The organism is Pseudomonas sp. H1_D05, assembly GCF_054682705.1.
On sequence record NZ_CP162825.1, the window covers coordinates 5,044,061 to 5,071,012 of the forward strand.

At 59.7% G+C, this 26,952-nt stretch carries 21 protein-coding genes and 3 pseudogenes; 12 read left to right on the plus strand and 12 right to left on the minus strand.

Annotated elements, in window-relative coordinates; genetic code table 11:
- Positions 1–8 precede the first annotated feature (8 nt).
- Positions 9–1,109, minus strand: coding sequence for a peptidase C39 family protein (locus AB4O11_RS22795; protein ID WP_320336820.1), 1,101 nt, complete (start codon positions 1,107–1,109; stop codon positions 9–11).
- Positions 1,110–1,201: 92 nt separating this feature from the next.
- Between AB4O11_RS22795 and AB4O11_RS22800 the strand changes: the two genes are divergently transcribed.
- The 4 genes from AB4O11_RS22800 to nudC all read left to right on the plus strand — a co-directional run bounded on the left by AB4O11_RS22800 (position 1,202) and on the right by nudC (position 5,562).
- A complete protein-coding gene (locus AB4O11_RS22800) occupies positions 1,202–2,776 on the plus strand; it encodes a RimK family protein (RefSeq protein ID WP_460128658.1) in 1,575 nt (524 codons plus the stop codon).
- 7 nt (positions 2,777–2,783) lie between these two features.
- On the plus strand, positions 2,784–3,707 hold the full coding sequence (locus AB4O11_RS22805) for a magnesium transporter CorA family protein (protein WP_460128660.1): 924 nt from the start codon (positions 2,784–2,786) through the stop codon (positions 3,705–3,707).
- Positions 3,708–3,912: 205 nt separating this feature from the next.
- Positions 3,913–4,725 (plus strand): crotonase/enoyl-CoA hydratase family protein, encoded by an 813-nt coding sequence (locus tag AB4O11_RS22810; protein WP_460128663.1) that lies wholly within the window; start codon positions 3,913–3,915, stop codon positions 4,723–4,725.
- A 6-nt stretch (positions 4,726–4,731) separates the two neighbouring features.
- Positions 4,732–5,562, plus strand: coding sequence for an NAD(+) diphosphatase (gene nudC / locus AB4O11_RS22815; protein WP_093432758.1), 831 nt, complete (start codon positions 4,732–4,734; stop codon positions 5,560–5,562).
- On the opposite strand, the gene AB4O11_RS22820 is transcribed toward nudC, so the two are convergent.
- Entirely contained in the window at positions 5,530–6,309 is a 780-nt protein-coding gene (locus AB4O11_RS22820; RefSeq protein ID WP_093432755.1) for a TSUP family transporter, read from the minus strand. The two genes, nudC and AB4O11_RS22820, sit on opposite strands and share 33 nt — an antisense overlap.
- 356 nt (positions 6,310–6,665) lie before the next feature.
- On the opposite strand from AB4O11_RS22820, the gene sfnG reads away from it, so the two are divergent.
- On the plus strand, positions 6,666–7,748 hold the full coding sequence (gene sfnG, locus AB4O11_RS22825) for a dimethylsulfone monooxygenase SfnG (protein WP_460128667.1): 1,083 nt from the start codon (positions 6,666–6,668) through the stop codon (positions 7,746–7,748).
- A 120-nt stretch (positions 7,749–7,868) separates the two neighbouring features.
- Here the strand turns inward: sfnG and AB4O11_RS22830 are convergent, their stop codons facing one another.
- Positions 7,869–8,348, minus strand: coding sequence for a nuclear transport factor 2 family protein (locus AB4O11_RS22830; protein ID WP_038361256.1), 480 nt, complete (start codon positions 8,346–8,348; stop codon positions 7,869–7,871).
- Positions 8,349–8,402: 54 nt separating this feature from the next.
- Positions 8,403–8,966 (minus strand): TetR/AcrR family transcriptional regulator, encoded by a 564-nt coding sequence (locus AB4O11_RS22835; RefSeq protein ID WP_320336818.1) that lies wholly within the window; start codon positions 8,964–8,966, stop codon positions 8,403–8,405.
- Between the two features lie 216 nt (positions 8,967–9,182).
- Here AB4O11_RS22835 and pssA point away from each other — a divergent pair, with 216 nt between their 5' ends.
- Positions 9,183–10,526, plus strand: a complete 1,344-nt coding sequence (gene pssA, locus AB4O11_RS22840; protein WP_093432748.1) for a CDP-diacylglycerol--serine O-phosphatidyltransferase — start codon at positions 9,183–9,185, stop codon at positions 10,524–10,526.
- A 123-nt stretch (positions 10,527–10,649) separates the two neighbouring features.
- On the opposite strand, the gene efeO (AB4O11_RS22845) is transcribed toward pssA, so the two are convergent.
- From efeO (AB4O11_RS22845) to efeU, 4 genes and pseudogenes are all read right to left on the minus strand, one after another.
- Complete coding sequence (efeO, locus tag AB4O11_RS22845) at positions 10,650–11,474, minus strand: iron uptake system protein EfeO (RefSeq protein ID WP_460128669.1); 825 nt, start codon at positions 11,472–11,474, stop codon at positions 10,650–10,652.
- Positions 11,475–11,502: 28 nt separating this feature from the next.
- Positions 11,503–12,801 (minus strand): iron uptake transporter deferrochelatase/peroxidase subunit, encoded by a 1,299-nt coding sequence (gene efeB, locus AB4O11_RS22850; protein WP_093432742.1) that lies wholly within the window; start codon positions 12,799–12,801, stop codon positions 11,503–11,505.
- Positions 12,802–12,819: 18 nt separating this feature from the next.
- Positions 12,820–14,020 (minus strand): annotated as a pseudogene (gene efeO / locus AB4O11_RS22855) (iron uptake system protein EfeO).
- An 8-nt stretch (positions 14,021–14,028) separates the two neighbouring features.
- Positions 14,029–14,874 (minus strand): iron uptake transporter permease EfeU, encoded by an 846-nt coding sequence (gene efeU / locus AB4O11_RS22860; RefSeq protein WP_460128671.1) that lies wholly within the window; start codon positions 14,872–14,874, stop codon positions 14,029–14,031.
- Positions 14,875–15,165: 291 nt separating this feature from the next.
- On the opposite strand from efeU, the gene AB4O11_RS22865 reads away from it, so the two are divergent.
- From AB4O11_RS22865 to AB4O11_RS22890, 6 genes and pseudogenes are all read left to right on the plus strand, one after another.
- Positions 15,166–16,182, plus strand: a complete 1,017-nt coding sequence (locus tag AB4O11_RS22865; RefSeq protein WP_460128673.1) for an AraC family transcriptional regulator — start codon at positions 15,166–15,168, stop codon at positions 16,180–16,182.
- 266 nt (positions 16,183–16,448) lie between these two features.
- Positions 16,449–18,114: pseudogene (locus AB4O11_RS22870) on the plus strand (AMP-binding protein).
- Positions 18,115–18,130: 16 nt separating this feature from the next.
- Positions 18,131–18,892, plus strand: coding sequence for an SDR family NAD(P)-dependent oxidoreductase (locus AB4O11_RS22875; protein ID WP_460090842.1), 762 nt, complete (start codon positions 18,131–18,133; stop codon positions 18,890–18,892).
- 12 nt (positions 18,893–18,904) lie between these two features.
- Complete coding sequence (locus tag AB4O11_RS22880; RefSeq protein WP_460128675.1) at positions 18,905–20,098, plus strand: acetyl-CoA C-acyltransferase; 1,194 nt, start codon at positions 18,905–18,907, stop codon at positions 20,096–20,098.
- A gap of 143 nt (positions 20,099–20,241) precedes the next feature.
- Positions 20,242–21,370: pseudogene (locus tag AB4O11_RS22885) on the plus strand (acyl-CoA dehydrogenase).
- Between the two features lie 16 nt (positions 21,371–21,386).
- On the plus strand, positions 21,387–22,160 hold the full coding sequence (locus tag AB4O11_RS22890; RefSeq protein ID WP_460090846.1) for an enoyl-CoA hydratase: 774 nt from the start codon (positions 21,387–21,389) through the stop codon (positions 22,158–22,160).
- 320 nt (positions 22,161–22,480) lie between these two features.
- Here AB4O11_RS22890 and AB4O11_RS22895 read toward each other — a convergent pair whose 3' ends face one another.
- From AB4O11_RS22895 to AB4O11_RS22910, 4 genes are all read right to left on the minus strand, one after another.
- On the minus strand, positions 22,481–23,632 hold the full coding sequence (locus tag AB4O11_RS22895) for an acyl-CoA dehydrogenase family protein (RefSeq protein ID WP_460128677.1): 1,152 nt from the start codon (positions 23,630–23,632) through the stop codon (positions 22,481–22,483).
- Between the two features lie 3 nt (positions 23,633–23,635).
- A complete protein-coding gene (locus tag AB4O11_RS22900) occupies positions 23,636–24,742 on the minus strand; it encodes an enoyl-CoA hydratase/isomerase family protein (protein WP_460128679.1) in 1,107 nt (368 codons plus the stop codon).
- A gap of 180 nt (positions 24,743–24,922) precedes the next feature.
- Complete coding sequence (locus AB4O11_RS22905; RefSeq protein WP_460128681.1) at positions 24,923–25,609, minus strand: HPP family protein; 687 nt, start codon at positions 25,607–25,609, stop codon at positions 24,923–24,925.
- 156 nt (positions 25,610–25,765) lie between these two features.
- Positions 25,766–26,944: an MFS transporter gene (locus AB4O11_RS22910; RefSeq protein WP_460128683.1), complete on the minus strand. Its 1,179-nt coding sequence runs from the start codon at positions 26,942–26,944 to the stop codon at positions 25,766–25,768.
- Positions 26,945–26,952 lie beyond the last annotated feature (8 nt).

Genomic DNA, 26,952 nt, shown 5'->3' on the forward strand with positions numbered 1-26,952 from the left:
GTGGAGGCTTACGTTTCGCGGGAATACAACACCACCGCCGCACGCAATTTACCCCGGCCAAACCGGCACATCTTCTCGAACTCGCCATGACTCACCGGTACATGCTGGCAGTCCATGGGTTGGCGATGCTGGCTGTGATCGACATCCGGGTCATGCAGGTAAACGAAATCCTCGTCGCAATCGGTGACGATCACCCAATGCGGCGACTTCGAGCGGGTCAGTCGATAGCTGCTGATCAACACCATCGGCTGCCCGCCGGCATCCAGCAAACGCGGCAGATCCAGCGACGCACCGATCACACACTCGACATCGGTCTCCTGCAATTGCGCCGTGAACTCTTCGTGTACCAGGCGCATGACGTCTTTTTTATGCGCATCCCGCACTCCATCGAGGAATAACGGCCCGCTCATGCTCAACGCCATACGCACGCGAAAGCCCCGACGCCACGCCGCCAACGCCAATCCCTGCGGACTGCACCCGCCGTGGCCGGAGGTCATGAACACCGTGGTCGCTTCCCGCCAGATCTGCAATTCTTCGCGCCGCTCCAATAAACGCTCCGACTGCAATGCGCCCATGGCCATCAACAGGCACGCCGGGCCACAGGTGAAATCGGTGGTTTGCGGGTAGTAAGGCACCTTGATGCTGCGCGAATCGCGGTGCTGGAGAATGCGTTTCTCCAGGCGCAGCGCGTCGGCGTGGTCTTCGTAGTAATCATGGATCAGCGCAAAGCGCCGGTAGCCATTGCGTTCATACAGGGCAATGGCCGCAGGGTTGTCGATGCGCACCTCCAGGCGCAGATAGGCACAATCGTGCTCCAGCGCCATCGCTTCGATGCGTTGCAGCAGTTGCTTGCTCAGACCGGTTCCTCGCGCTTCAACGGCCAGTGCAATGGAATACAGCCGGGCGAGCGAAGTGCCGCGATGAAACAACACCAACGCATAACCCAACAATTGACCGTCGCACTCCGCCACCAGCAACTGCCCGTGAGCACGGGTGATCATCCACTGAAAGCTGCGACTGGTGAGCCGGTCTGTGGTGAAACATTGCATTTCCAGTGCCAGCAGCGCCGGCAAGTCTTCAACTACCGCCAAACGAAAAACAGCCTTCATATGACCACCGTAAAAGTTGCGTAACGAAACGAGACTTTCAAAAAACTTCGTGCTTAATAGAAAAGGTCTTGTTCTCCAACGGATCAATCTCTATGTCAGCGGTACAGGGTCATTGGCGCGAAGTATCCGAGCAAAGTTTGCCGGCGGCAACTTATTTAAGTTCGGCGATTAAGGCATCCAGCCAAGTGTTGATTATTGTCGAGCGCAAGGAAGACTGGGCTTCATACTTCCCCAGTGAAGACATCCTGACGGCGCAGGAATACCTCGAGCACAGCTGTGACAGCGAGCCGGGCAAGCGTGTGCAGGTGATCAATCTGTGCCGCAGCTACAAGTATCTCGGTCATGGCTACTACTGTTCACTGCTGGCCGAAGCGCGGGGGCACAAGGTGATTCCCTCCGTGCGCACCATCAGCGAACTGACGAAAAAATCACTGTATGGCCTGGCGCTGGATGACCTCGATAAAACGCTCGAGAAAGCCCTCAGTCATCATCTCTACAGTGATACCGAAGGATTTACCCTGACCCTGTATTTCGGTCGGACACATATCGAACCATTACAGGATCTGGCGCGGCAATTGTTTGAAGTGTTTCCCTGCCCGATATTGTTAGTTGAGTTCCGTCAAACTAATGGTTGGCACATCGAAGGCATAAAGTCCGGCGCTCTGCACAAGTTGCGTGATGATCAGGAAGATCAGTTCGCCAACGCGCTGGACGGGTTCAGCCGTAAAGTCTGGCGGGTGCCGCGCTCGCCGCAAGTGGCACGCTATGACCTGGCGATATTGCACGATCCGCAGGAGGCGTTGCCGCCGTCCAACGCCAAGGCACTGGCGAATTTCGTCCGGGTCGGCAAAGGCATGGGCATCGACGTCGAGTTGATTGAGCGCAAGGATTACGCACGTCTGGCCGAGTACGACGGCTTGCTGATCCGCGAGACCACCAGCGTTGACAACCACACTTATCGCTTCGCCAAGAAGGCCGAAAGTGAAGGATTGGTGGTGATGGATGACCCGACGTCGATTCTGCGTTGCACCAACAAGGTCTACCTGACTGATTTGCTCAATAGCCATCAACTGGGCATGCCCGCCACCGAAATCCTCTACAAAGAGCGACCCGAAGACTTCGAGCGTGTGGGCGAGCGCCTTGGCTTTCCGCTGGTATTGAAGATCCCCGACGGCTGTTTTTCCCGTGGTGTGATCAAGGTCGAAAGCCAGCAGGCGTTGCTTGAGGCGACCGCCGAACTGTTCGAACACTCGGTGTTGCTGCTGGCGCAGGAGTTTTTCTACACCGAATACGACTGGCGCATTGGCGTGCTCAATCGCAAACCGATCTTCGCCTGCCAGTACTTTATGTCCAAGGGCCACTGGCAAATCTACAATCACAAAGCCAAGGGTCAGGACGTCAACGGCGAATGCCGGACCATGGCGATCCACGAGGCGCCGCGGGCGGTGGTGGAGCTGGCGGTGAAAACCGCAAACCTCATCGGCGACGGCCTCTACGGCGTCGATCTGAAACAGGCCGGTGACAAGGTGGTGGTGATCGAAGTCAACGACAACCCCAACCTCGACGCCGGCATCGAAGACGCCTATTTGCACGACGATCTGTACGCACTGGTGCTGGAGGAGTTCGTGCGCCGCCTGGAGCTGAAGCGTCGCGGTCAGGCGTGGTGAGGCGCCGATGATCAACAGCTTCGCACTGAGCCACGGCGCCCTGCAGCGGGTCGAACGACTGGATGCCGAGGTGATGCTGTTCAGCAACCCCGATGCTGCCGAACGCGACTTGCTGCACAGTCATTTCAAGGTCGATGAGCATGCACTGGCGTCAGCGCTGGACCCGGACGAGGTGTCGCGCATCGAGTTCCATCCCGACCATTTGTTTCTGATATGGAAACGCCCGGAAAACTATTCCGGCGGTGGCAGTCTGGCGTTTGAAGTGTCGTCCTGCGGGCTACTGTTCGCGCCCGGGCAACTGCTGGTGATCGCTACCGACGACACGCCGCTGCACGGCCTCGGTACCCGCCAGCCGTTGAACACGCCGCTGGATGTGTTGCTCGACTTGCTGTTCAACAACATCCATCACTACCTCGGGCACTTGAAGGTGATCAAACTGGTCGCCCGCGAACTGCAGCAGAAATTCAACGCCTCGATGCAGAACCAGCATCTGGTGCAGATGTTCAACCTCAGCGAAAGCCTGATCTATTACATCAACGCGTTGCACAGCAACGGCGCGGTCCTCACGCGCCTGCGCAACCATGCCGAGAAGCAGCATTTCGCCAGTGAAGCGCTTGGTCTGATCGACGACCTGATCATCGAGAACAACCAGTGCTACAAGCAGGCGGAAATCTACTCGACGGTGTTTTCCGGGCTGATCGATGCGCGTGGCAACCTGATGAACAACAGCATGAACAACCTGCTGCGCAAACTGACATTGATCAACGTGGTGTTTCTGCCGTTGAACCTGATTGCGAGTATTGGCGGCATGTCGGAATTCAGCATGATGACGGCGGGGACGCCGTGGTGGATTTCCTATCCGCTGTTTCTGGCGGTGATGTTGCTGGGGGCAGGGGGGATGTTGTTTGGGTTGCGGCGTTTGGCCAGATGATTTGTAGTGACTGATCGGACGTCTTCGCGAGCAGGCTCGCTCCCACAGTGGGAATGCATTTCAACAGGGTGGGAGCGAGCCTGCTCGCGAAGAAGCCGGCGCAGGCAAAGTAAAACTCAGGACAGTCCCGCATTTGGCCGAACCGCCACTGTGATGCCTTGTTATAGTTCGGGCCTCGTTTTCTGCCCGGTAAAGGATCACTGCCATGACTCAATACTCCGCCTTCAGTGTCGAACTGGCCGACAACATCGCCCATGTGCAGATCAATCGCCCGGAAAAGATCAACGCGATGAACGCGGCGTTCTGGAGCGAGATCGTCGAGATCTTCCAGTGGATCGACGACACCGACGAAGTGCGCGTGGTGGTCCTCAGTGGCAACGGTAAACACTTTTCCTCCGGCATTGATCTGATGATGCTCGCCGGCGTCGCCAATGAACTGGGCAAGGACGTTGGCCGCAACGCGCGCCTGCTGCGCCGCAAGATCCTCACCCTGCAAGCCTCATTCAACGCCGTCGACAACTGCCGCAAACCGGTGCTTGCCGCTATTCAGGGGTATTGCCTCGGTGGCGCGATTGACCTGATCGCGGCCTGCGACATGCGTTACGCCGCTGAAGACGCCCAATTCTCGATCAAGGAAATCGATATCGGTATGGCCGCCGATGTTGGCACTTTGCAACGGTTGCCACGGATCATCGGTGACGGCATGCTGCGTGAACTGGCTTACACCGGTCGCACGTTCGGCACTGACGAGGCGCGCAGCATTGGCCTGGTCAACCGCGTCTACAGTGACAAGGACGCGCTGCTCGAAGGCGTGCTGGACATCGCTCGCGAGATCGCTGCGAAGTCGCCGATCGCGGTTACCGGCACCAAGGAAATGATCAGCTACATGCGCGACCATCGTATCGACGACGGTCTCGAATACGTTGCCACCTGGAACGCCGCCATGTTGCAATCCACCGACTTGCGCGTGGCCATGGCCGCCCATATGAGCAAACAGAAACCCGAATTTCTGGATTGAGAAACCATGACATCTCGCTGGACCACTGCAGTACTGGACACCGATCAACCCGGCGGCTGGGCCGTGGCGCGCAGCCCGGAAGGCTTTCTGTTCGATGACAACGGCGCACTGTTCCCCCGGGAATGGCTCAAGCGTCAGGACTTGTCGGTCCTCGCCGAGCACGGCATTGGCCATCTCGACGGTGAGCCGGTGTACTTGTTGGAGTTGCGCAGTGCCAGTGAGGTGCCGGGTTGTAACTGGAAAGGGCTGCGGGCGTTCATGCTCGATGGCGAGCACACGATCTACAAAGTCCTCGGTTACGCCGCACAGATTGGTACGTGGGCGCGCGAGCATCGTTTCTGCGGTAATTGCGGCCAGGCGATGACGCAGGTACCGCGTGAGCGGGCGATGTATTGCCAGCCGTGCGATCTGCGCAGTTACCCGCGGATTTCACCGAGCATGATCGTACTGATCACCCGTGGCGACGAGATTCTGTTGGCGCGCTCACCGCGATTCGTCACCGGGGTCTACAGCACGCTGGCCGGATTCGCTGAACCCGGCGAGTCGGCCGAGGATTGCCTGATTCGTGAAGTGCGCGAAGAAGTGCAGATCGAGGTGCAGAACATTCAGTACATGGGCAGTCAGTGCTGGCCGTTCCCGCACTCGATGATGCTCGGCTTCCATGCCGAGTACGCCGGTGGCGAGATTGTCTGTCAGGAAGACGAGATCGAAGACGCCCAGTGGTTCAACGTGCACGACCTGCCGCCGTTGCCGGCGTCGAAGTCGATTGCCCGTTACCTGATCGACGTCTACGTGGCGCGGCGCTTAGGCCACGCTGAACCAGTGCTGCCAGGCTAAACGTACGGTCAAACCCAGCACCACGGTGATGAACACCGGGCGAATGAATTTGGCGCCGCCGCTGATCGCGGTGCGCGCGCCAAAGAACGCGCCGACCATCACCGACAGGCCCATGCTCAGGCCGATGATCCAGTCCACCTGCCCGGAAAACACGAACACCGACAGCGCCGCAATGTTGCTGACGAAGTTCATGCTGCGCGCCACGCCGCTGGCCTTGACCAGATCGATCGGGTAGAGCAGCAGGCTGCTCACTGTCCAGAACGCGCCCGTGCCGGGGCCGGCCACGCCGTCATAGAAACCGAGGCTGAAGCCTTGGCTCGATTGCCATTTCTTTTTGATCGGCGCGTCGCTGTCCAGTGGCGCTTTTGGCGTGCCGCCGAACAACAGATACAGGCCGCAGGCAAACACGATCACCGGGAGCATCTTGTTCAGCCATTCCGCCGGCAGGTAATGCGCGACGATGGCGCCGGCCAGGGCGCCGACCAGTGTGCCGACGATGGCGTGGGTCCACTGACGCGGGTGGAACAGCTTGCGTTTGTAGAAGGTGAAACTGGCAGTGGCCGAGCCGAACGTTGAGCTGAGTTTGTTGGTGCCGAGCACCAGATGCGGCGGCAGGCCAGCGGTCAGCAGGGCGGGCGTGGTCAGCAGGCCGCCACCGCCGGCGATGGCATCGATGAAACCGGCAATGAAAGCGACAAAGGCCAGAATGGCGAGGGTGGTGAGGTCAACGCTGAGTTCGAAAGGCATGGAATCGGCTTATTCGGCAGGGCGCAGATTTGGCTGCGGGGAGGGCGGTCATGTTACCTGTATCCAACTGTTGCGGCGACCCGTCTGACGCCTTCGCGAGCAAGCTCGCTCCCACAGTTTTTGCGATGTCCACAAAATCAATATTCACTACAAACCACTGTGGGAGCGAGCTTGCTCGCGAAGGCGGCTTCCCAGCCACTGCATAACCTACTGTTGCACACTCAACACCCAGCCAACAAAATCCCCTATAAAAAACATCTGAATAACCGGGAAGCCCAACAAAACCGGGCATTCCAGCCCTGGCACGCTTGCTGCTCTACCACTCCCATCTCCGCAAATGTCCCGAGGACACGCCAATGAGTCAGCAAGCCGTAAAATTTGCCTACTGGGTGCCGAACGTCAGCGGTGGGCTGGTGGTCAGCAAGATCGAACAGCGCACCGATTGGGGCATCGACTACAACCGCAAACTGGCGCAGCTCGCCGAGGCCGCCGGGTTCGAATACGCGTTGACGCAGATCCGTTTCACCGCCGGGTATGGTGCGGAGTTCCAGCATGAATCCGTGGCGTTCAGCCACGCATTGCTCGCGGCCACCAGCAAACTCAAAGTGATCGCCGCGATCCTGCCCGGCCCGTGGCAACCGGCGTTGGCAGCCAAGCAACTGGCGACGATCGACCAACTCACCAACGGCCGCATCGCGGTGAACATCGTCAGTGGCTGGTTCAAGGGTGAATTCCAGGCCATCGGCGAGCATTGGCTGGAGCACGACGAGCGTTATCGTCGTTCCGAGGAGTTCATTCGCTCACTGCGAGGCGTGTGGAGTCAGGACAACTTCACCTTTCGCGGCGATTTCTACCGCTTCGATAATTACAGCCTGAAACCGAAACCATTGGGTCGTCCGGAAATTTTCCAGGGCGGCAGTTCCCGTGCCGCGCGGGACATGGCCGCACGGTTTTCGGACTGGTATTTCACCAACGGCAACAGCGTTGAGGGGATCAAGGCGCAGGTCGACGATATTCGTGCCAAGGCAGCGGCGAACAATCATTCGGTGAAGATCGGTGTGAATGCCTTTGTCATCGCCCGTGAAACCGAAGAAGAGGCGCGGGCGGTACTTGCGCAGATCATCGATCAGGCCGATCCGGAAGCGGTAAACGCTTTTGGCGATGCGGCGAAACAGGCAGGCCGTGCATCGCCGGAGGGTGAGGGCAACTGGGCGAAATCGACGTTTGAGGATCTGGTGCAGTACAACGATGGCTTCAAGACCAATCTGATTGGTACGCCGTTGCAGATTGCCGAGCGGATTGTCGCGCTGAAAGCGGTGGGTGTGGATCTGGTGCTGGCGGGGTTTCTGCACTTTCAGGAAGAGGTCGAATATTTCGGGCGACGGGTGTTGCCGCTGGTGCGCGAACTGGAGGCAGAAAAGACTGCCGCTGTTGCCTGAACCCTATGCAAAACCTGTGGGAGCGAGCTTGCTCGCGAAGGCGTCCTTTCAGTAAATACTGTGATTACTGATAAACCGCATTCGCGAGCAAGCTCGCTCCCACATTGGATCTTTGTGAATCTACAGACCGAGGTCAGACAGGCTCGGATGATCATCCGGGCGGCGGCCCAGCGGCCAGTGGAACTTGCGTTCGCTTTCCTTGATCGGCATGTCGTTGATGCACGCGTAACGCTGGAACATCAGGCCTTGCTCGTCGAACTCCCAGTTTTCGTTGCCGTAGGAGCGGAACCAGTTGCCCGAATCATCGTGCCATTCATAGGCGTAACGCACGGCGATGCGGGTGTCGGAGTAGGCCCACAGTTCCTTGATCAAACGGTAATCCAGTTCCTTCGCCCATTTACGGGTCAGGAAGGCCTTGGCTTCTTCGCGATTGTTGGCGAATTCGGCGCGGTTGCGCCATTTGGTGTCGAGGGTGTAAGCCAGCGATACCCGTTCCGGGTCGCGGGAGTTCCAGCCATCCTCGGCCAGGCGAACTTTCTCGATGGCCGATTCACGGTTGAAGGGCGGCAATGGCGGACGTACCTGGGCTGCAGTAGACATATCAGTCTCCCGATCTAATTAATAATTGAACAACAAGTCCGGCTTATTAAGGCGTTACAGGTCCAATAACTTTCGCGCCATGCATTGCGCATTATCGGCGGCACTGTGATCACCCATCACAAGCGCTACGGTAATGGCACCGTCAATCAGGATCAGCAGCTGTTTGGCCAGCAGTTGCGGATCCTCGGCGCCATGTTCGGTACACAGCTCGCACACGTAGTCGAGCAGCTTCTGTTTGTGTTCTTTCGCCACCAGCCGCACCGGGTCTTGCGGGTCACCGGTTTCGCCGCTGGTGTTGATGAACGCGCAGCCGCGAAAGCCTTCGGAGGCAAACCAGCTCTTGAGCACGGTAAACAGGTTGAGCAGGCGATCGGCCGGGGTTTCGGCCTGATTGACAGCGCTTCTGTACCAGTGCATCCAGCGCACGTCGCGACGTTGCAGGGCGGCGACGGTCAGCGCGTCCTTGTCGGCAAAGTAACGGTAGATGCTTTTTCTGGAGACGCCGGCGGTTTTCACCAGAAGATCCATGCTGGTGGCAGCGATGCCACTTTTGTAGATCAACTTTTCGGTGACATCCAGAATGATGTCGCGTGTGTCATTGCTAGTGATTTCGTTCATGCAGTGAACAGTAGAACGATTGTTCTCCTTGGTCAAGCGGGTATTTTTGTCGACTGTGAAATCGTCTTCGCGAGCAGGCGCGCTCCCACAGGGGAATGCGTTTCAAAGGTGGGAGCGAGCCTGCTCGCGAAGAGGCCATTACAGACACTAACAAGACCCGAAGGATGCGATGGTGTAAGCTCTCGGGTTCTTCGGATTCGACCCATTGCGAGCCCTATGCCGTTGCTTTTCAAACGTTCCTTGCTGCCCAAATTGCGCAGCTTTCCGCTGACCGCCGAGGCCGTGACCATTCTGTCCGGCGCCGCCGAGTTTCGTCGTTGCCTGCTGGAGAAAATCGCCACGGCGACCCAGCGCATCTACATCGTTGCGCTGTATCTGCAGCAAGACGAAGCCGGTCAGGAAATCCTCGATGCCTTGCACGCCGCCAAGCTCAAGCGCCCCGAGCTGGAAATCGCCGTGGTCGTCGATTGGCTGCGCGCCCAGCGCGGGCTGATCGGTGCCGGCAAGCAGCCGGGCAATTCGGCGTGGTATCAGGAAATGACCCGCACGCACCAGAGCGAAGTGCCGGTGTACGGCGTGCCGGTGCAGACCCGCGAGTTGTTCGGTGTGCTGCATTTGAAGGGCTTTGTGATCGACGACTGCGTGGTCTACAGCGGTGCGAGCCTGAATAACGTTTATCTGCACAAGTTCGACAAGTACCGTTTCGACCGTTATCACGTGCTGCACAGCGCTGAGCTGGCCGACTCGATGCATCACCTGGTCAAACATGGCCTGATCGAATCGAAAGCCGTGCATCGCCTCGATCTGCCGAACCTGCCGACCACACGCAGCCTGCGCAACGACATCGGCGATCTGCGCAGCCGTCTCAAATACGCGACGTACGACACCGCCAATGGCAGCACCGCCAGAGACGGCCTGTCGGTCAGCCCGCTGCTCGGCGTCGGCAAGAACAACCCGTTGAACCGGGCGATTCTCGAACTCATCGCCAGCGCGCAAAAACAGCTGACCATCTGCACGCCGTACTTCAACCTGCCGCTGGGTGTGATTCGTGAGATCAACCGAGCGCTGGCCCGTGGCGTGAAGATCGATATCGTGGTCGGCGACAAGACCGCCAACGACTTTTATATCCCGCCGAGCGAGCCGTTCAAGGTGATCGCGGCATTGCCGTATCTGTACGAAATCAGCCTGCGCCGCTTTGCCAAGCGCCATCAGCGCAACATCGACAGCGGGCAGTTGAACCTGCACCTGTGGCGTGACGGCGACAACACCTATCACCTCAAGGGCATGTGGATTGATCAGCGTTATACGTTGCTGACCGGCAACAACCTCAATCCACGAGCATTTCGCCTGGATCTGGAAAACGCCTTGTTGATCGATGATCCGAAAGGGGAATGGCTGGAGCCGCGGGCGAAGGAACTGGAAGAGATTTTCCGCCATACCACACGGATCGACAGCTTTCAGAGCCTGGAGACGCTGCCCGAATACCCGGCCGGGGTGGCCAAGTTTCTCAAGCGCGTGAGTCGGGTGCGGATTGAGCGGTTGCTCTACCGGATTTTGTAAGGCTTTAAATTTGTAGCGGTCATACAACCGCTATCGCGAGCAGGCTCACGCCTACATTTGGAATGCGTTCCCCTTGTAGGAGTGAGCCTGCTCGCGATAGGGCCCTAACAGGCGCAAAAAAACTTAGTTCAGCCCCAACTTGCCACGCAACGTGGACAGATCTTCCGCCAGTGTATTCACCGGCCCGACCAGCGCTTTACGGTCGTTATCCTTCACCTTGTCATACGTCTCGAAACCACCGTCCTGGGTCTTGTACTTGGCCAGAATCTTGTCGACGGTGGCAAAGTTCTTGTCGACCTTCGCGACAAAAGCCTTGTCCTGCTGCTCGATCTGCGGACGGAACAGATCAACGATTTTCTTCGCCCCGTCGATGTTGCCCTGGAAGTCATACAGGTCGGTGTGGCTGTAGCGATCTTCTTCGCCGGAGATCTTGGTCGCGGCGACTTCTTCCAGCAGCGCGGCGGCACCGCCGACGACTTTTTCCGGCGGGAAAGTCAGGCCTGCGACGCGGGTCTGCAGATCTTTTACGTCGCTGTTGAGCTTGTCCGCCAACTCGTTAAGGCCCTGGGTGCTTTTTTCCGAGAACAGCGAGTACTCGATGCGGTGGAAGCCGGTGAAGTCGTCAGCCTTTACGCCTTTCTCGTGGTCGTCGACACGGGAGTCGATGGAGGCATCGAGGTCACTGAACAGCTCGGCAATCGGCTCGATCGACTCGTAGTAAACGCGGGTCGGTGCGTAAAGCTTTTGCGCAGTAGCCAGGTCGCCTTTCTTCACCGCATCGGTGAATTGTTGGGTGTGGCTGCCCAGCTCATCCAATTGCTCGGTGACGTAAATCTTGTAGTCCGAAACCGGCCCCACCAGATCCAGCGGTGCGGTGGCAGCGAATGCCGACAGCGGGGTGTTGAGCAAACCAAGGGTCAGCAGTAACGCGAGTGGGGTCTTTTTCATCGGGGGCGGCTCCAGTGTCGAGATTGTTTTATGCGGCTGTTTTCGGTTGTGTGGCGTTGAGCAGCGAGCGACCGATAAAGTCCTTGTCGCCCGTGACACCCGGCAGGGTGAAGAAATAGCCGCCGCCGACCGGTTTGAGGTATTCCTCCAGCGGCTCGCCGTTGAGGCGGGTCTGCACGGTGATAAAGCCTTTTTCCAGGTCGGCCTGGTAGCAAATGAACAGCAGGCCCATGTCGAGTTGACCGTTCTTGTTCACGCCGTTGGAATAGTTGAACGGCCGGCGCAGGATCAGGTTGGCCTGGCTCGCGGCGGTGCGCGGGTTGGCCAGGCGAATGTGCGCGTCGAGCTTGGTCAGCTTGCCGGCCGGGTCTTTGCTGTAGTCCGGGACTTCAGTCTCATGCTGTGCACCCATCGGCGCGCCAGTGGTTTTGACCCGGCCGATGATGCTTTCCTGTTCCTGCAATGGCGTACGGTCCCAGCGTTCGACAAAGTTGCGGATGATCCGCACCGCTTGATAGCTGCCGTGAGCGGCCCAGGCCGGTTCGTCACTGCCCGGTTGCACCCAGACCAGGCGATCCATGGCTTTAGCGTCGTTGGAATCGGGGTTGGCCGAGCCATCGCGGAACCCCAGGAAGTTACGCGCCGATTGCGCCGGCACACCGGCTTTTGCCGGGGCTTGCGGCGGTACGCTGCCTTCCTGCTTCCAGCGCACCAGCAGCAGGTCGGGAAGGTTTTTGACGATGTCGCGCAGGGCGTGAATGTTGGTGTCGGCGGTGTTCGAGCAGAACTGCAAACTCAGATCGCCATGGCAGCAATCGGCGTCCAGCGCATCGTTGGGAAACCCGACCATGCGCATCAGGCGTTTGGGCTTGGCGTCGGCCAGACCGAAGCGCTCGTCGAACAGCGACTCGCCGACCGAAACGGTGATGGTCAGGTTGTCCGGGGTTACATTCGGGCCAAGGATGCCGGAGTCCGGCGGCGGCAGTTTCGGATCGATCTGCGCCACCGGGCCGCCCTTCATCAGGAACGCGATGCGCTCGTTGAGGGTGCGGAACAGCCGCTCCAGATCTTCACGATCACTGGCCAACACGTCGAACGATACGAGCATGCCCGACGCCGGGCGCGGGGTGACGATGCCGGTCTGGTGGATGCCGTGGAAATCGTGACGGTCTTCGGTCTTGTCACTGCTCGGTGCTTCGGTGACTTGTGCCGGCGCGGCGGCCATGGCCGGACAGCTCAGGGCCGAGCCGGCGAGGGCGACACCGGCGGCGCCCATGCCCATCAGGACACGGCGACGTTGCAGGTTGAGTGGTTCGCTATCTTTCATCGTCAAAGGGTCTTCTGCTTACAGGCCGGAGAGGCCGAGGGCGGGATCGATGCCATCCAGAGCGTCGGCCAGAGCACTGGGCCTTGTCGGCAATCTGCTTGCGTTGTTCGCCGCTGATGGCGTCGTAACTGGCGTAGCCGTCCTTGATCTTGTAGGTATCGAGTTCGCTGTCGAAGTCCGCCAGTGCCTGGTCGATGTTCGGCAACAGCTCGGCCGCCGACTTGGTCAGCATTGGCCGCAGCAGATCGACGACTTTGTGCGCGGTTTGCACGTTGGCAGCGAAACCGTTGAGGTCGCTGTGGCTGTAGCGTTCTTCTTCACCGCTGGCAGCACGGACGTCGGCCAAGGTGTTGAGGTTGCGCACGATGATGCTGACCAGTTGCTCCGGTGACAGGCTCTGCGCGAGCAATTGCTGTTTGAGCGTGGTGACATCGCTGAGCAGGCGCTGGGCAACGGGCGTCAGTTGGTCGAGTTTGCGTTGCTGGAACAGTGCGTATTCGATGCGGTGGAAACCGACAAAGGCCGGATCCTGTTCGCGTTTTTCGAAATAATCGGCGCGGGCGTTGATGCTGTTGTCCAGTTCCGCCAGGCGTTGCGCGGCAGGGGCCAGATGCTGATAAACCGCGCGGGCCGGTAGGTACAACGCTTGAGCCTGACTCAAGTCGCCGCTTTCAATCGCTTGATCGAGCGCGGTCACAGCTTTGATCAATGCGTTGCTCTGGCTGGCCAGGTACACGCGAAATTCCGACAGCGGCCCGACGAAGGCGACCATCGACGGCTTGGCTTTGGCCGCAGCCTCAGAGGCGGCAGTTGGCGTCACGTGCAGGGTGCCGCGCGGGTTGCTCAGCAGGCCGCAGGTGATCGCGTAATCGCCCGGTTGCAGGTTGGCGTTGATCACTTGGCTGAGGCCCGGCGCAATGTTTTCCCGCTCCTCGACAACGAGCACGCCGTCGAGGATTTCCCATTCCACCGCGCGGTCGGAGCGGTTGACGATGCGGAAACTGGCGCGACCGGCCGGCACCGTCAGCGCGTTGGGTTCACAACTGCCGGGATGAATGTTCACCACCACTTCATCGTGGTTGTGCTGACGCTTGGCCGCAGCCATTTTCGAGGCGTAATAAAACAGACCACCGGCGGCGATCATCACCACCACCGAGCCGGCCACCGCCCAACGCAAGGCGCGAGGAGGGGAGGCCTGAGGAGTATTAGGCTTTGACATGAATGCCCTTATTGGCTGGAAACGGAAGACGATTGTGCGGAGGGCGTCGGCGCGGGAGCCGGGTAAAAGAACATCATCAGCGCCACCAGCAGATAAAGCAGATACGCACCGAGGGTGCTGACGGTCGGCGCATCCTGATAACCGAACATGCCGGCCAGCACCGACCCCAACGGGCCATCCATCGGCAGCGTCGCGCTGAAGTCGAACAGCACGGTTTGCAGGTGATTCCACCACCCGGCTTCATGCAACGCCTGCACCGAGTTGGCGAGAATCCCGGCGGCCACCACCAGAATGAACAGGCCAGTCCACTTGAAGAACGCCGAAAGATTGAGGCGCATGCTGCCGCTGTAGATCAGGAAACCGACGATGATCGCCAGAATCAGCCCGAGCAGGGCACCGATCGGCGCGCCGGGGCCTTCGCTCTGCTGGAACACGGCGAGCAGGAAGAACACCGTTTCCAGGCCTTCGCGAGCGATCGCGAAAAAGACCATGGCGATCAGTGCGATCACCTGATGTTTAGAGGAAGTCAGCGCGTGATCCAGCGAGGCTTGCAGCGAATGCTTGATCGAGCGCGCGACCTTGCGCATCCAGAACACCATGGAGCTGAGAATGCCTACGGCCACCAGCCCGACCACGCCTTCGAACAGCTCCTGCTGCTTTTGCGGGAATTCAGCGCTGACCAGCTCCAGACCACCGCCGACCAGCAGGGCGAGGGCAGCGGCGAGAAATACGCCGATCCACACGGCAGGCAGCCATTGACCACGGCCAGTCTGTTGCAGGTAGCTGGCGATAATGCCAACGATCAGCGCGGCTTCAATGCCTTCGCGCAGCATGATCAGGAAGGGAACGAGCATTCGGTGTCCAGTAAGTCATTCGAAGAGGTTACAAGTTGTAACATAATGACAAGCATTCTCACATGACAATGATTGGCATAAACCTGAACACAAGCTGAACAACCTGTTTTTTGCCCCGGCACAAAACCCTGTGGGAGCGAGCCTGCTCGCGAACGCGGCGGCTCAGAAAAATCAATGTTGACTGACACGACGCTATCGCGAGCGGGCTCACTCCTACAGGGGATTCGTGTTGAATTCGTGTCCTGCGGTAAGATGCCCACCACTCAAAAACAACAAGGTTTACCGCGCTCCATGTCGGAAAAAGACACCATCGCCGTGCAACTGGTGCGTGAAGCGCTGCTGCAAAGTTGTGCCCCGGGCGCAGCCACCGAAGAGGTGTTGAACAAGGTCGGGATTGCTCCGGCGTTGCTGCAAAACGAGCACGGCCGGGTACCGGCGTCGCAGTACGCCAGACTCTGGCGCTTGTTGGCCCGACGCGGGGATGACGAGTTTTTTGGCATGGACCCGCGCAAGCTCAAGTCTGGCAGCCTCGAATTCCTCTGTCGCAGCGCGATGGCGCAACCGACGCTGGCAGCGGGTTTGAACACGGGGCTGAGCTTTCTGTCGCTGATGCTGGAGCGCATGCCAGCGCAATTGGTGCATCAGCAAAGTCTGGCGGAGATCGTCCTGCTGGAGGATGACCACGAGCCACGCCGCGCTTTCACCTATTTCACCTACTGGATGATCGTCCACGGTGTGGCCTGCTGGCTGGCGGGGCGGCGGATTCCGATTCTGGCGATCGAACTGCGCTGTGCGGCGCCGGCGTTCACCGATGACTATCGAGTGATGTTCTCGGAAAACCTGCGTTTCGAGCGTCCACGCACGCGGATGATCTTCTCTGCCGATTGCCTCGATCTACCGATCAAGCGCACCGCCGAAGAACTGAAACGCTTTCTCGCCCACGCCCCGGCCAACATTCTGGTCAAGTATCGCGACCCGGAAAGCCTTGCCAGTCGGATCAAGCACGATCTGCGGGAGTTGCCGGCCGAGCAGTGGCCGGAAACCGAGACCCTGGCCCAACAGTTGTGCATGTCGGCTTCGACGTTGCGCCGGCGCTTGGCGGAAGAAGGGCAGACCTACCAAGGGCTCAAGGACAGCGTGCGCAAAGAACTGGCGATTATCTGGCTGGCGGAGCCTTCGATCAGTTTTGTCGAGATTGCCAGCCGCTTGGGATTTGCCGATGCGAGTTCGTTCTACAAGGCGTTTCGCAAATGGTCGGGGTCGAATCCGGGCCACTATCGCCAACTGATCCTGAATGAGGTTGTCTGACCCAACACATTCCGCCGCTTGATCGTTCCCACGCTCCGCGTGGGAATGCCTCAAGGGACGCGCCGCGTTCCAGCTCTGGAGCGGACGCAGAGCGTCCGAGGCTGCATTCCCACGCAGAGCGTGGGAACGATCAGTGTGGTAGCGGTCTTGGCCAAACCAGTCAGCCACATTGATGGCTTTGACCATTGCCCCAGCCCCCGCACAGCGCGACTATCCCCCTGTTGTTTACGGTTCCCAGCCTAATAAAAAACAGAGGGATTCTGGCAATGCGCGATTACTTGTCTGCCACCGCACAGTTCAACTATCAGCACACCGTGGATGCCGCGCTCAGCGGTACGCTTGCGGCACTCAACGCCTGCGTCGAATGTTGCGACCGTCATGCCTTGCCCGGGCGCATTGCGCTGTTCTGGGAAGGCCGCGACGGCGCCAGTGCGACGTACACCTTCAGCGACCTGCAGGACAAAGCCTCGCGTTTCGCCAACTTCCTCCTCGCCCAAGGCGTGCAGAAGGGCGACAAGGTCGCCGGCCTGCTGCCGCGCAACATCGAATTACTCATCACCGTGCTCGCCACCTGGCGCATCGGCGCGGTGTATCAACCGCTGTTTACCGCCTTCGGCCCCAAAGCCCTCGAACATCGCCTGAACAGCTCCGGCGCCAAAGTCGTGGTCACCGATGCGGTCAACCGGCCGAAACTCGCCGAAGTCGCTGACTGCCCGACCCTCGTGACCGTTGGCGGCGCCAAAGGCCGAGGGCATCGTCCGTGGCGACTTCAGCTTCTGGGCCGAGTTGGCCAATTATTCCAATGTCTGCGAACCGGTCCTGTTGACCGGCGAAGACCCGTTCCTGCTGATGTTCACCTCCGGCACCACCGGCCCTTCGAAAGCGCTGTCGGTACCGCTCAAAGCCATCGTCGCGTTCCAGAGTTACACCCGCGATGCGGTAGACCTGCGTCCCGAAGACGCCTTCTGGAACGTCGCCGATCCGGGTTGGGCCTACGGCATCTATTTCGGCGTCACCGGGCCATTGTCGATGGGCCATCCGATCACTTTCTACGATGGGCCGTTCACCCTCGAAAGCACTTGCCGGGTGATCAACAAGTACGGCATCACCAACCTCACCGGTTCGCCCACCGCTTATCGCTTGCTGATCGCCGGTGGCGACGAATTCGCCAAGTCGATCAAGGGCAAGTTGCGCATCGTCAGCAGCGCCGGTGAGCCGCTGAACCCGGAAGTCATCCGCTGGTTCGCCGACAACCTCGGCGTGGTCATCCACGACCATTACGGCCAGACCGAACTGGGCATGGTCCTGTGCAACCACCACGGCCTTGATCACGCGGTGCACGTTGGTGCCGCCGGTTTCGCCTCACCGGGTCATCGCATCGTGGTGCTCGACGATCAGTACAACGAACTTGGTGTCGGCCAGCCGGGCATTCTCGCCATCGACCGACCGCAATCGCCGATGTGCTGGTTCGGCGGTTACGAAGGCGCGCCGACCAAGGCTTTCGTCGGCGATTACTACCTCAGCGGCGACACCGTGGAATGGAACCCGGACGGCAGCATCAGTTTTGTCGGCCGCAGCGATGACGTAATCACCACATCGGGCTACCGCGTAGGCCCGTTCGATGTCGAAAGTGCGCTGATTGAGCACCCGGCGGTGGTCGAAGCGGCCGTCGTCGGCAAGCCGGACCCGGAGCGCACCGAACTGGTCAAAGCCTTCGTCGTGCTGAGTGCGCAATACCGCGCCGCGCCGGAGCTGGCCGAAGAATTGCGCCAACACGTACGCAAACGTCTGGCCGCACACTCATACCCGCGTGAAATCGAATTTGTCAGCGAATTGCCCAAGACCCCAAGTGGCAAATTGCAGCGCTTTATCTTGCGCAACCAGGAAATCGCCAAGGCTCAAGAGGCTGCGGCGCATAACGTTTCAGCTTGAATCAGGAAGTCCAGTCATGCAGATCGAAAACAAGGTTTTTATCGTCACCGGCGGCGCGTCCGGCCTGGGTGCCGCCACCGCTGAATTGCTGATCAGTACCGGCGCCAAAGTGATGCTGGTGGACATGAATGCCGAAGCTGTCGCCGCACAGGCGCAGCGTTTGGGCGCGCAAAGCGTCGTTGCCGATATCAGCAACGAAGCCGCCGCTGAAGCTGCCGTGCAGGCTACCGTCAAAGCCTTTGGCAGCCTCAACGGTCTGGTCAACTGCGCCGGTATCGTCCGTGGCGAGAAGATCCTCGGCAAGAACGGTCCGCATGCACTGAGCAGTTTCGCCCAAGTGATCAACGTCAACCTGATCGGCAGCTTCAATATGTTGCGCCTGGCCGCTGCGGCCATCGCCGAAGCCGAGGCCAATGCCGACGGCGAACGCGGCGTGATCATCAACACCGCCTCGGTCGCAGCGTTCGACGGCCAGATCGGCCAAGCGGCGTATTCCGCTTCGAAAGGCGCGATCGCCAGCCTGACCCTGCCGGCCGCCCGTGAGCTGGCACGCTTTGGCATCCGCGTGATGACCATCGCCCCGGGCATTTTCGAAACGCCGATGATGGCCGGCATGACGCCGGAAGTCCGCGATTCGCTGGCCGCCGGCGTACCGTTCCCGCCGCGTCTGGGCAAGCCTGCCGAGTACGCCGCGCTGGTTCGGCACATCATCGAAAACAGCATGCTCAACGGCGAGGTGATCCGTCTCGACGGTGCCTTGCGCATGGCCGCCAAGTAAGGAGGATTTGTCATGACTATTTCCAACGATCCGATTGTCATCGTCAGCGCCGTGCGCACGCCAATGGGCGGCTTTCAGGGCGAACTGAAAAGCCTCACCGCGCCGCAACTCGGTGCTGCTGCGATCAAGGCTGCGGTTGAACGTGCCGGTGTTGCCAGCGACGCGGTCGATGAAGTGCTATTCGGTTGCGTGCTGCCTGCGGGCCTCGGCCAGGCGCCTGCGCGTCAGGCTGCATTGGGCGCCGGGCTGGATAAATCGACCCGCTGCACCACGGTCAACAAGATGTGCGGCTCGGGCATGGAAACCACCATTCTCGCTCACGACATGCTGGTGGCTGGCAGTGCTGATGTGGTGATCGCCGGTGGCATGGAAAGCATGTCCAACTCGCCGTATCTGCTGGATCGTGCCCGCGCCGGTTATCGCATGGGTCATGGCCGCGTGCTCGACTCGATGTTCCTCGACGGTCTCGAAGACGCCTACGACAAGGGCCGCTTGATGGGCACCTTCGCCGAAGACTGCGCCGAGACCAACCACTTCAGCCGTGAAGCGCAGGACGCGTTTGCCATCGCCTCGACCACCCGCGCGCAGCAGGCGATCAAGGATGGCAGCTTCAAGGATGAAATCGTTCCGCTGACCGTGACCGTCGGCAAAGAGCAGGTGCTGATCAGCCACGACGAGCAGCCACCGAAAGCCAAACTGGACAAGATTGCCTCCCTGAAACCGGCGTTCCGCGAAGGCGGCACGGTGACGGCGGCGAACTCCAGTTCGATCTCTGACGGCGCGGCGGCTCTGGTGCTGATGCGTCAGTCGCAGGCACAGAAACTCGGGCTGAAACCGCTGGCGGTGATCCATGGCCACGCTGCGTTCGCCGATACCCCGGGGCTGTTCCCGGTGGCGCCGATTGGCGCGATCAAGAAGCTGATCAAGAAAACCGGTTGGTCGCTGGGTGATGTCGATCTGTTCGAGGTCAACGAAGCGTTTGCCGTGGTTGGCATGGCGGCGATGACGCACCTGGAAATCCCCCATGACAAGTTGAATGTGCATGGTGGCGCCTGTGCGCTGGGTCATCCGATCGGTGCTTCGGGTGCGCGGATTCTGGTGACGTTGCTCTCGGCGCTACGCCAGAGAAAGCAGAAACGCGGCATCGCAGCGATCTGCATCGGCGGCGGCGAAGCCACGGCCATGGCTGTGGAATGCGTGTATTGATCGCTAAAATAGCCCATGTGGGAGCGAGCTTGCTCGCGAAGGCGTCCTGTCAGCCAGCATTGGAGTTGAATGACACACCGCATTCGCGAGCAAGCTCGCTCCCACAGGGGTTCTGTGTGGTAACCAGGATTTAAGGATTCACCATGATTCCCAACGAAGACCAAACCCAGATTCGTGATATGGCCCGGCAATTTGCCGAGGAACGCTTGAAGCCGTTCGCCGCCGAGTGGGATCGCGAGCACCGTTTCCCCAAGGAAGCCATCGCTGAAATGGCCGAACTGGGCTTCTTCGGCATGCTCGTGCCGGAGCAGTGGGGCGGTTGCGACACCGGTTACCTGGCTTACGCCATGGCTCTGGAAGAAATCGCCGCCGGCGACGGCGCCTGTTCGACGATCATGAGCGTGCACAACTCGGTCGGCTGCGTGCCGATCCTCAAGTTCGGCAATGACGATCAGCGTGAACGCTTCCTCAAACCGTTGGCCAGCGGCGCCATGCTCGGTGCCTTTGCATTGACCGAACCACAGGCCGGTTCCGACGCCAGCAGCCTGAAAACCCGTGCACGCCTGGAAGGCGATCACTACGTGCTGAACGGTTGCAAGCAGTTCATCACCTCCGGGCAAAACGCCGGGATCGTGATTATGTTTGCGGTGACCGATCAGAGTGCCGGCAAACGCGGTATCAGCGCGTTTATCGTGCCGACCGATTCACCGGGCTATAAAGTCGCTCGCGTCGAAGACAAGCTCGGCCAACACGCCTCCGATACCTGCCAGATCCTCTTTGAAGACGTCAAAGTGCCGGTGGCCAACCGCACTGGGTGAAGAGGGCGAGGGCTACAAGATTGCTCTGGCCAACCTTGAAGGCGGTCGCGTCGGCATCGCTTCGCAAGCGGTGGGCATGGCCCGCGCGGCGTTTGAAGCGGCGCGTGATTACGCCCGTGAACGCGACACCTTCGGCAAGCCGATCATCGAGCATCAGGCCGTAGCTTTCCGCCTCGCTGACATGGCCACGCAGATTGCCGTCGCCCGGCAAATGGTGCATTACGCGGCGGCCCTGCGTGACAGTGGGCAACCGGCACTGGTCGAGGCGTCGATGGCCAAACTGTTCGCCTCGGAGATGGCCGAAAAGGTCTGCTCAATGGCGTTGCAAACACTTGGCGGTTACGGTTACCTCAACGACTTCCCGCTGGAGCGCATCTACCGCGACGTGCGTGTCTGCCAGATCTACGAAGGCACCAGCGATATTCAGCGCATGGTCATTTCGCGCAATCTTTAAGAAGGAATTTTGATTCATGACGTACGAAACCATTCTGCTGGAAACCCATGGCCGCGTTGGCCTCATCACCCTCAACCGTCCGCAGGCGTTGAATGCCCTGAATGCGCAACTGGTCAGCGAAGTGAACCAGGCCCTTGATGCACTGGAAGCCGATTCGAACATTGGCTGCATCGTTCTCACCGGTTCGAAAAAGGCCTTTGCCGCCGGTGCCGACATCAAGGAAATGGCCGAGCTGACTTACCCGCAGATTTACATGGACGATCTGTTCAGCGACAGCGATCGCGTGGCCAACCGGCGTAAGCCGATCATTGCCGCCGTCAACGGCTTTGCCCTTGGCGGTGGTTGTGAACTGGCGTTGATGTGCGACTTCATTCTGGCCGGTGACAACGCCAGATTCGGTCAGCCGGAAATCAACCTCGGCGTACTGCCGGGCATGGGCGGCACCCAGCGTCTGACCCGCGCCGTCGGCAAGGCGAAAGCCATGGAAATGTGCCTGAGCGGGCGCATGATCGATGCGGTGGAGGCCGAGCGTTGCGGCATCGTTGCGCGGATTGTGCCGAGCGATGAGTTGTTGGATGAAGCGTTGAAGGTTGCTGCGGTGATTGCCAGCAAGTCGTTGCCGATTGCGATGATGGTCAAGGAAAGCGTCAACCGAGCCTTTGAGGTCAATCTGACTGAGGGCGTGCGCTTTGAGCGCCGGGTGTTCCATGCCGCGTTCGCGACGCAGGATCAGAAGGAAGGGATGGCGGCGTTTATTGCCAAGCGTGAGGCTGAGTTCAAAGGCAAATAAATGCGGTGCCTGAGCTGACGCCTTCGCGAGCAGGCTCGCTCCCACATGAGGTTATCGGCGTTCACAAAATCTGTGTTCGCTGGAGATCTCTGTGGGAGCGAGCCTGCTCGCGCCCCTCACCCTAACCCTCTCCCGGAGGGAGAGGGGACTGATTGGGGGATATTTCAGATTTACGCCGACCTGGAAGTGCTTTATTGAATCGATAATCGACTCGGTCTTTCAGGTCGATGCATAGCGCCAGACAGCTCGGTCGGCTCCCTCTCCCTCTGGGCGGTCCGACGTTTCGGGAGGGCTGGGGTGAGGGAAAGGGGCCAACACCGTTACAACTGATAGTTCTTCAGCTCCCGCGCAATCACCATCCGCTGAATCTCGCTCGACCCTTCATAGATCTGGGTAATCCGCGCATCGCGGTAATACTTCTCGACCGGATAATCCTCCAGATACCCATACCCGCCATGAATCTGAATCGCTGACGAACAGACCTTCTCGGCCATTTCCGACGCAAACAGTTTGGCCTGTGACGCCTCAGACAAACACGGTTTGCCCGCCGTGCGCAGTCGCGCCGCATGCAGGATCATCAGGCGTGCCGCGTTGATTTGCATGTGCATGTCGGCCAACAGATTGGCGATGCTCTGGTGCTCGTTGATCGGTTTGCCGAACTGGATGCGATCGCGCGAATACACCAGCGCCGCTTCAAACGCGGCACGGGCGATGCCCAATGCTTGCGCAGCGATGCCGATGCGTCCTCCTTCAAGGTTGGACAGGGCGATCGCCAGACCTTTACCGCGTTCACCGAGCAGATTGGCCTCGGGAATGCTGCAGTTGTTCAACGTCACTGCGCAGGTGTCGGAGGCGCGAATGCCCATTTTGTGCTCGGTGCGATCAACGATAAACCCCGCTGTATCGGTCGGCACCAGAAACGCCGAAATACCTTTCTTGCCCAGATCTGGATCGGTCACGGCAAAGACGATCGCCAGTTTCGCCCGTTTGCCGTTACTGACAAATTGCTTGGCGCCGTTGATCACCCACTGGCCGTCGCGTAGTTCGGCGCGGGTACGCAGGTTGTGCGCCTCGGAACCGGCCTGCGGTTCGGTCAGGCAGAAGCAGCCGATGGTTTGCCCGCTGGCCAGATCCGCCAGCCACGTTTGCTTCTGTGCTTCGCTGCCGTAATTGAGCACCGGACCGCAGCCCACCGAGTTATGGATACTCATGAAGGCGCCGGTTGCGCCGTCACCGGCAGAGATCTCTTCCACGGCCAAGGCATAGGCGACGTAATCGACGTAGGTGCCACCCCATTCCTCGAGTACCACCATGCCGAGCAAACCGAGTTCACCCATCTTCGCGACGAGCGCGTCATCGATCCAGCCAGCCTTTTCCCACGCCTGCGCATGGGGCGCGATTTCGCCACGGGCAAAGTCACGGGCCATGTCGCGGATCATCACTTGTTCTTCAGTCAGTTCGAGATCGTGCATGGCTCAGCTCCCGCTCTCAGCAAACCCGTGGAAGAAACTCGCGACATGCTCTGCGTCCAGCGCAGCGAGGGTCGGCGGGTTCCAGCGAGGTGTCTTGTCTTTATCGATCAGCAGGGCGCGGACGCCTTCGATCAGGTCGCCGCGGGCGAACCACTGGCGATCCAGATGCAGCTCCAGCGCGAAGCACTGTTCCAGGCTCAAGTGGCGGCCGCGACGCAGCATCTCCAGGGTCACCGCCATGGCCAACGGCGAGCGGGTTTCCAGCAGGTCAGCCGTTGTGGTCGCCCATTCGTGGCTGTTGGCAACCGTCACTGCGCGTAACTGCTCGACCATGCTCGGTACGTCCGGCAGGGCGAAGAAATGGTCGATGGCCGGGCGCAAAGCCTCAAGTGGCGCATCGGGCAAGGTTTGCACTGCGTGTTTGGCCAGCAGGTTTTGCAGGGCCTTGAGCGGTGTGTCCTGCCATTCCATCTGATCGAGTCTTTCGTCGAGCAGCGCCACTTTGCTGCTGTCCAGATACCAGTCGGCCAAGCCGCAATACAGCGCGTCGGCGGCACGGATCTGCACGCCGCTGACCCCCAGATAGATGCCCAGCTCACCGGGAATGCGCGGCAGGAAATAACTGCCACCGACATCGGGGAAATAACCGATGGCCACTTCTGGCATGGCCAGACGGCTCTTCTCGGTGACCACACGCAGATCGGCGCCTTGCACCAGGCCCATGCCGCCGCCGAGAACGAAACCGTCCATCAGCGCCAATACCGGTTTGCGGTAGTGATGAATCGTCAGGTCGAGGGCGTATTCCTCGACGAAGAAATCTTCGTGCAGCGTGTCGCCGCTTTTGAAACTGTCGTACAGGGACCGAATGTCGCCACCGGCACAGAAGGCTTTTTCACCGGCACCGCGCAGGACCACGGCGTGAACATCGGCGTCAGTCGCCCAGGCGTCGAGCTGCCGTTGCAGCAAGCGCACCATGTCGAGGGTAATGGCATTGAGACCGGCGGGGCGGTTGAGGGTCAGGTGACCGATATGATTGCGAACCTCGGCCAGCACTTCGTTTTGCGTGGCATCCATGGACGGGGTCCGCTGGGATGAAGCCTGAGCTGTCATCAGTAACTCCCTGCTTTTATTGTCTTTATTCGAGAAGCTCGCGCGCGAGCGTTAACCGATCGTAACAGTGCAAATTTGCCCTGTACAACCGGGATATTCGCAGGGGGAGTTTGCGTTTTTACATCACCCGAATCGCCGCGTTCGTGTGTAGGAGCAGCCTGCGGCAGCGCCTACCCGGGGTCAGCGGAATGTTTCGGTAATGCTGCGCCGTTTGGCGTGCAGTTCGCTGGCGTGGATCAGTTGTTCGAGGTCTTCGGGGGTGACGTCGATAAACGCTTCCATCTCGGCCAAGGCAAGTTTCAGGTCTTCGGCGGTGATCGCCTGACTGTCGACCGGCCCATGCACCGGCGCCGGTTCTGCCGGGCGTTTCGGGTAACGGATCCGTGTCAGGTTGTTGTAGGCAAGCGCGCTGAGCAGCATGCACACCGCGCCGAGCATCACCGGTTCCATGGCTTTCCAGTCCATGGCGATGGTCGCCGGATCCGCCAGCACCAGCGTCAGGGCCAACGCGCCAGCGGGCGGATGCAGGCAACGCAGCCAGCACATCAGGATCAGCGCCACACCCGCCGCCAGACAGGCGCTGCCAAGGGTTCGGCCAAGCACATGCGCCACCAGCAACGCGACCACGCCAGCACATAAATAGCCACCGACAATCGACCACGGCTGGGCGAGGGCGCCGGAGGACACGGCGAACAGCAACACCGCCGATGCGCCCAGCGGGCCGATCAGGTGATAGGCGACCTCGTGGCTGAACACCTGCGCGCACAACCACACACTGAACAACGTGCCCAACGCCATGCCGATGGCGGCGCGGCTCCATTCGGTGGGACGGGTGTTGATGGCGGCGGGCAACCAGCGAGCGAGCATGTGAATCCGATCCTTGCAGCAAATTCGAGGCAAAAAAAGGACTTGTCCGGCATATCCGGAAAGCCCTCGAAGTGTTCCAACATTGGGGGAGGAACGCGCACAGTGTGCCGGGCAAACTCGATGCTGACAAATTCATATTAATGCAGATTTAGTGCATTAATTTTGAATTGAAGCGGCGCGACGGCCACTGACGAAACACAAATAGCCGCCCACAGCCGCCAGTGCGCTCAAGGCATAGAACATGCTCGGTGCCGATGTGTGCATCAGCAGAAACCCGCACATGACCGGACTGAACGCACCGCCAAGCGCGGCCAGGTTCTGCGCGCCGTAATAGCTACCGCGCAATTCTTCCGGGGCGAGGGTGTCGACAAACAGAAAGTCGGCCGGGTAAATGATCATCTCGCCCAAGGTGAAGATGAACATCGCCACGCACCAGCCGACCAGGCTGTCAGCCAGACTGAAGCCGATCAGCCCGACGATGAACAACGCGGTGCCGCCGGCAATCCAGTGGCGCAGATGCTCGCGGGTGAGTAATCGGCCGATCTGGTACTGCAACACAATCACTGTGATCGCGTTGCAGGCAAGGAGGGCGGCCATGGTATCCAGCGTCTGTTGCTGGGTGCGGGTGACCAGCAGGTATTGCGACAGGTACAGGGTGAAACGCCCGTGCACCAGCGTGCTGAGCAGGCAGCCCAAGGTAAACAGGATCATCGTGCGGTCGTTCTTCAGGATGATCAGGGTTTTCAGAAAGCTGGGTGGCGCAGCGATTGCCGAGACCGGATTCACTTCACGCGTGGCACCGAGCAGGAGAAAGATGCTCCCGATGGCAATCGCGCCCGCGACGATAAACGGCGCTGACGGCTGAACGCCGGCAATCACCACGCCGATCATCGGGCCGACGGCGTAACCGATGTTGGTCAGCGTGTAGTTCAGGGAAAACGCCTTGACTCGCTGGCCCACTGGCAGGTTTTCACTGAGGATGGCTTTGGAGCAGATCAGGAACAGCGCCGACGCGGTTTCGCTGATGATCAGCACCAGGGTGACCAGGTACAGATTCTGCGCGAAGGACAGCAGGATCAGACCGATACCGCTGGAAAGCATGGTCAGGATCAGCAACTGGCGCTTGTCCAGCCGATCGATGATGTAGCCGCCATAGAGCGACAACAACGTGGCGCTGAACACCGCGATCCCCAGCAGCAGGCCGACGTCTTGCGGGTTGAGGTCGAGCTTGTTGCTGAGGAACAGCGTCAGTAGCGGGCTGATCAGCGCGCGGCTGATGACGACGGTCAGCGAACTGATCATCAACCGGCGGATGAGGCGCGAGTAGGTAGCCACGAAGGGTC